The following is a 5,453-nucleotide window of genomic DNA, read 5'->3' as shown; positions in this document are numbered from 1 at the left end:
GACGGCGGGCACGCGGTCGAGGGCATGCGGGCGTTGTGGGGACGGGAACGCACGAACTATCCCGTGGTGGTGGCCGTGGACGACTTCGGCGACGGGTTCGGGTTGTCGGTGCAGGTGGTCACGCCGCTGGATCCCGCACGGGTGGGGGAACTGGTCGCGGTTGCCGCGGAAGGCGTGGTGGAGGCACTGGAGAGCGATGCCGGTGTGATCCTCGGCCGGCTGCCGGTGCTCTCGGGTGTGGAGCGGGAGCGGTTGCTGGTGGAGTGGAACGCGACGGGGCGGGATGTTGCGGCGGTGACGGTGCCGGAGTTGTTCGCGGCGCAGGTGGCGCGTTCGCCGGAGGCCATCGCGGTGGTGTGCGGGCAGGAGTCGCTCTCGTACGCGGAGCTGGATGCGCGGTCTGATGGTTTCGCCCGGTATCTGATCGGGCGGGGTGTGGGCCCGGAGTCGCTGGTCGGGGTGGTGATGCCACGCTCGGTGGAGCTGGTGGTGACGTTGCTGGGTGTGGTCAAGGCCGGCGGGGCGTATGTACCCGTCGACCCGGAATATCCCGCGGAACGCATCGAGCAGATCCTCTCGGACGCCGGCGTGCAGCTCGTGGTGGGGCAGAGGGATGTCGCGGCCGCTGACGGCGGCGGGGAGTCTGTGAAGGGCGGGCTGCCTGTCGCGGTGGTGCCGGATCAGCTGATGTATGTGATGTTCACGTCGGGGTCGACGGGTGTGCCGAAGGGGGTGGCGGTATCGCACCGGGATGTCGCCGATCTGGTGCGGGACAGGTGCTGGGAGGGGGAGGAGAAGCCGCGGACGTTGTTCCGTGCGCCGCATTCCTTCGACGCCTCGACGTATGAGGTGTGGGTGCCGTTGCTGTCGGGCGGGTGTGTGGTGGTGGCGCCGGAGGGGGTGCTGGACGGGCGGGTTCTGCGGGAGCTGGTGTCCGGGTACGGGCTGACGCATGTGCATCTGACGGCGGGGCTGTTCCGGGAGATCGGGCAGGAGGACCCGGGGGCGTTCGGCGGGCTGAGCGAGGTGAGCACGGGCGGGGACGTGGTCTCGCCGGCGGCGGTGCGCGGGGTGCTGGAAGCGGTACCGGGAACGGTGGTGCGCAGTACATACGGGCCTACGGAGATGACTCTGTGCGTGACACAGGTGCCGTTCGTGTCGGCGGGTGATGTGGGCGAGGTGGTACCGGTCGGGCGTCCGATGGACAACACGCAGGCCTACGTGCTCGATGCGTTCCTTGCTCCGCTGCCGGTCGGGGTGGCGGGTGAGCTGTATGTGGCGGGTGCGGGTATGGCGCGGGGGTATACGGGCCGGCCGGGCCTGACCGCGGAACGGTTCATCGCCGATCCGTTCAGCGGTCCGGGTGAGCGGATGTACCGCACGGGTGATGTGGTGCGCTGGACGGCCGGGGGGCTGCTGGAGTTCGTGGGCCGGGCTGATGACCAGGTGAAGATCCGCGGGTTCCGTATCGAACCCGGTGAGGTCGAGGCGGTGGTCGCCGGCTGTGACGGGGTGGCGCAGGCGGTGGTCGTGGTCCGCGAGGACACTGCGGGCGACAAACGCCTGGTCGCCTATGTGACACCGGCACCAGACGCGCGGCCGGGTCTGGACCGGGTGGTGCGCGAGCATGCCGCCTCACGGCTGCCCGAGTTCATGGTGCCCTCAGCGGTGGTGGTACTCGACACCCTTCCGCTGACGGTCAACGGCAAGCTCGACCGCAGGGCACTGCCGGAACCGGAGTACGTCTCCGGCGGGGGCCGTGGCCCGGCCACACCCGTGGAGGAGGTCCTGTGCCGGCTGTTCGCCGAAGTCCTGGGGCTCGACCACGTCGGTGTCGATGACGACTTCTTCGATCTGGGCGGACACTCACTGCTCGCCATGCGGCTCGCCAGCCGAATCCGCACAGAACTGAATATCGAGCTGCCCCTGCGGGCGCTGTTCGACACACCAACCGTGGCAGGAATCGCGACGTCGCTGGAGTCTGCGGCGCCTGCTCGTCCGGCGCTGCGTCGTATGTCTGATCCCAAGGAGTTGTCATGATTCCCGCGTCGTTCGCTCAGCGTCGTCTGTGGTTCGTGAACCAGACCGAGGGCGGGGCGGCTTACAACGTTCCGCTGGTGGTGCGGATGAGGGGGCGGCTGGCGCAGGAGGCGCTGGCCCAGGCGCTGCGGGATGTGGTCGACCGGCACCAGGTGCTGCGGACGCGTTTCGCCGAGGTGGACGGTGAGCCGTTCCAGGAAATCGCGGGGGAGGGACAGGCGTATCCGCGGCTGGTGGTGGAGCGGGTTGCCGAGGCCGGGCTGGAGGAACGGGTGGCGCGGGCGGTGCGGCATCGCTTTGATCTGTCGTCCGAGCTGCCGATCCGCGCGACGCTCCTCGCCCTGGACGAGGCTGCGGGCACGGACTCACCGGCCCAGGCGCAGGCGCAGGCGCAGGCCCAGGTGGGGGAGTGGGTGCTGGTCCTGGTCGTGCATCACATCGCGGCCGACGGCTGGTCGATGGGTCCGTTGTGGCGTGATCTGGGCAGGGCGTATGCGGATCGGGTGGCGGGGCGTGTGCCGGGGTGGGATCCGTTGCCGGTGCAGTATGCGGATTATGCGTTGTGGCAGCGTGAGCTGCTGGGGGACGAGGACGACCCGGGGAGTCTGCTGAGCCGGCAGATCGCTCACTGGCGTGGGGTGCTGGAGGGGATGCCGCAGGAGCTGGTGCTGCCGGTGGACCGGCCGCGTCCGGCGGTGGCCAGTCACGAGGGCGGTGTGGTGCCTGTCGAGGTGCCCGCCGAGGTACATACGGGACTTGTTCGTCTGTGCCAGGAGCATGGCGTGACCATGTTCATGGTGCTGCAGACCGCGGTGGCCGTCCTGCTGTCCCGTCTGGGAGCCGGGCAGGACATCCCGATCGGCACGCCCATTGCCGGCCGCACCGACGAAGCACTCAACGACATGGTCGGATGCTTCCTGAACAACCTCGTGATACGCAACGACCTCTCCGGCGACCCGTCCATCCGTGAGCTACTGACTCGGGCGCGGGAGCGCGGGCTGCAGGCTCTTGAGAACCAAGACATACCGTTCGAGCGCCTGGTGGAGGAGCTGGCACCTGAGCGCTCCATAGCACGTCATCCGTTGTTTCAGGTCATGGTCGACGTGCAGAGCGGCGGTGAGACGCCGATGGAACTCTCTGGTCTGGAGGTGCGGACATACCCCAGCGCGCTGCCGCCTGGGAAATTCGACCTCGAATTCGATCTGCGGGAACGATTCGACGGTGCTGGCCTGCCTGCTGGCCTCACCGGCGGACTGATTTTCTCCGCAGATCTCTTCGACAAGTCGGCCGTAGACAGCATGGCGATGCGCTTTTTGCGGGTGCTGAGGACCATCGTTGCCGAGCCCGACGTCCGCGTCAGCGGGCTCCCGATGCTGGACGAGGGCGAGCGCCGGCGGATCCTCGTGCAGTGGAACGACACGGCACACGAGATACCGGCCACGACCCTGCCGGAATTGTTTGCGGCGCAGGCAGCTCGGACCCCGGACTCTGTCGCGGTGGCGTCTGATGGCGTCCAGATGACTTATGCCGAGTTGGACGCACGATCCAATGGACTGGCTCGGTCACTGATCAGCCGTGGAGTTGGACCGGAGTCCTTGGTCGGTGTTGTCATGCCCCGATCGGCGGACCTGGTGGTTGCCCTGCTGGGCATCGTCAAGGCCGGCGGCGCTTATGTGCCCATCGATCCGGCTTATCCCGCGGATCGGATCGACGGGACCCTCACCGACGCCGCCGCTACGGTGGTGCTGTCCGATCGCGCCCTGGCCCGGGACAGTTGGTTGGCTGTGGACGACCCGCAGCTGCTTGCCGAACAGGATGACAGCGCGCTCAGCGACACGGACCGGCTACGGCCGCTGCTCCCCGCGCATGCCGTATACGTCATCTACACGTCGGGCTCGACCGGGCGGCCCAAGGGCGTGGTGGCCCCGCACGGTTCCGTGTGCAGTCACCTCGCGTGGGCTGTCGCGGAACTGCACGGACTTGACCTGCGTGTGGCACTGCACTCTTCTGTCGCCTTCGACTTCGCGGTGACCACACTGTGGGGTCCGCTGGTCTCAGGTGGCTGCTTGATCGTCGGCGATGTCGAAAGCGGCATGGCGGTGGACTTCATGAAAGCCACTCCGAGCCATCTGACCGCGATGATGGACATGACGGATCTGATAGCCCCCGGCGGGGAGCTGATGGCCGCCGGCGAACCGCTCCCGATCGGGGTGGTGAACCAATGGCGAGCCGCTTACCCGCAAATGTCCGTGGTGAACGAGTACGGCCCGACCGAAACCACCGTCGGTAGCACCCTCATGCGTGTCCGTGGGGGAGACGCCATGGGAACGGGAACCGTCGGCCTCGGCCGACCGGTGTGGAACACCCAGGTCTACGTACTCGATTCCTTTCTCAACCCGGTGGCTGCCGGTGTGGCGGGAGAGCTCTACATCGCGGGACGCCAGGTCACGCGCGGTTACCTCGGCCGTCACGGGCTTACCGCAGAGCGCTTCATCGCCAGCCCGTTCGGTGCCCCGGGTGAGCGGATGTACCGCACGGGCGACGTGGTGCGCTGGAGCCGTGACGGGGTCCTCGAGTTCGTGGGCCGGGTCGATGACCAGGTGAAGATCCGCGGGTTCCGCATCGAGCCGGGTGAAGTTGAAGCCGTCATCGCTGCACACGAGAAGGTGGCTCGCGTCGCCGTGGTGGCGAGGGAGGCCACGCCGGGCGACGTCAGGCTGGTCGCCTACGTCGTCAGCTCCGGGTCCAGCTCCGCTCTAGACAGGGTGGTGCGCGACTACGTGGCCTCACGGCTGCCTGCGCACATGGTGCCCTCGGCCGTGGTGGTTTTGGAGACGTTGCCGTTGACGGGCAACGGCAAGCTCGACCGCAGGGCACTGCCCGTGCCGGAGTACGGTGGCCGGTCCAGCCGTCCGGTGACCACCGTGCCAGAAGAGATCCTGTGCCAGCTGTTCGCGGACGTTCTGGGGCGTGACAGCGTCGGGGTGGAGGACAGTTTCTTTGATCTGGGTGGTCATTCCCTGCTGGTGTTGAGGTTGGTGAGCCGGATCAGGAAGGTGCTGAACGCCGAGCTTTCGGTGAGTGCGGTGTTCGAGGCTCCGACGGTGGCGGGGATCGCGGCGCGGTTGGATGTTGCCGGGGCTGTGCGGCCGGCGGTGGTGGCGGTGGCGCGGCCGGCGGTGGTGCCGTTGTCGTTCGCACAGCAACGCCTGTGGTTCATCGGCCAGCTGGAGGGCCCCAGCCCTACTTACAACATCTCTTTGGCGGTGCGTGTGGGCCGGCAGCTGGATGTCGGGGCGCTTGGGGATGCGTTGCGGGATGTGCTGGTGCGTCATGAGGTGTTGCGTACTCGGTATGTCGCTGTGGATGGCCGGCCTCGGCAGGTTGTGCTGGCGGTGGAGGATCTTCCGGCT

The 5,453-nt window shown here is 67.9% G+C and carries 2 protein-coding genes; both read left to right on the top strand.

Annotated elements, in window-relative coordinates:
• Positions 1 to 2,040, top strand: a 2,040-nt coding sequence (locus tag IEZ11_RS49965; RefSeq protein WP_229713995.1) for a non-ribosomal peptide synthetase, incomplete at its 5' end; no start/stop codon positions are given.
• Positions 2,037 to 5,453: non-ribosomal peptide synthetase (locus tag IEZ11_RS49960; protein ID WP_189269782.1), on the top strand; the 3,417-nt coding region annotated here is incomplete at its 3' end. The genes IEZ11_RS49965 and IEZ11_RS49960, both read left to right, overlap by 4 nt.

The organism is Streptomyces fuscichromogenes (assembly GCF_014645815.1).
Taxonomy (GTDB): domain Bacteria; phylum Actinomycetota; class Actinomycetes; order Streptomycetales; family Streptomycetaceae; genus Streptomyces; species Streptomyces fuscichromogenes.
This window is presented reverse-complemented; position numbering and strand designations above follow the sequence as displayed.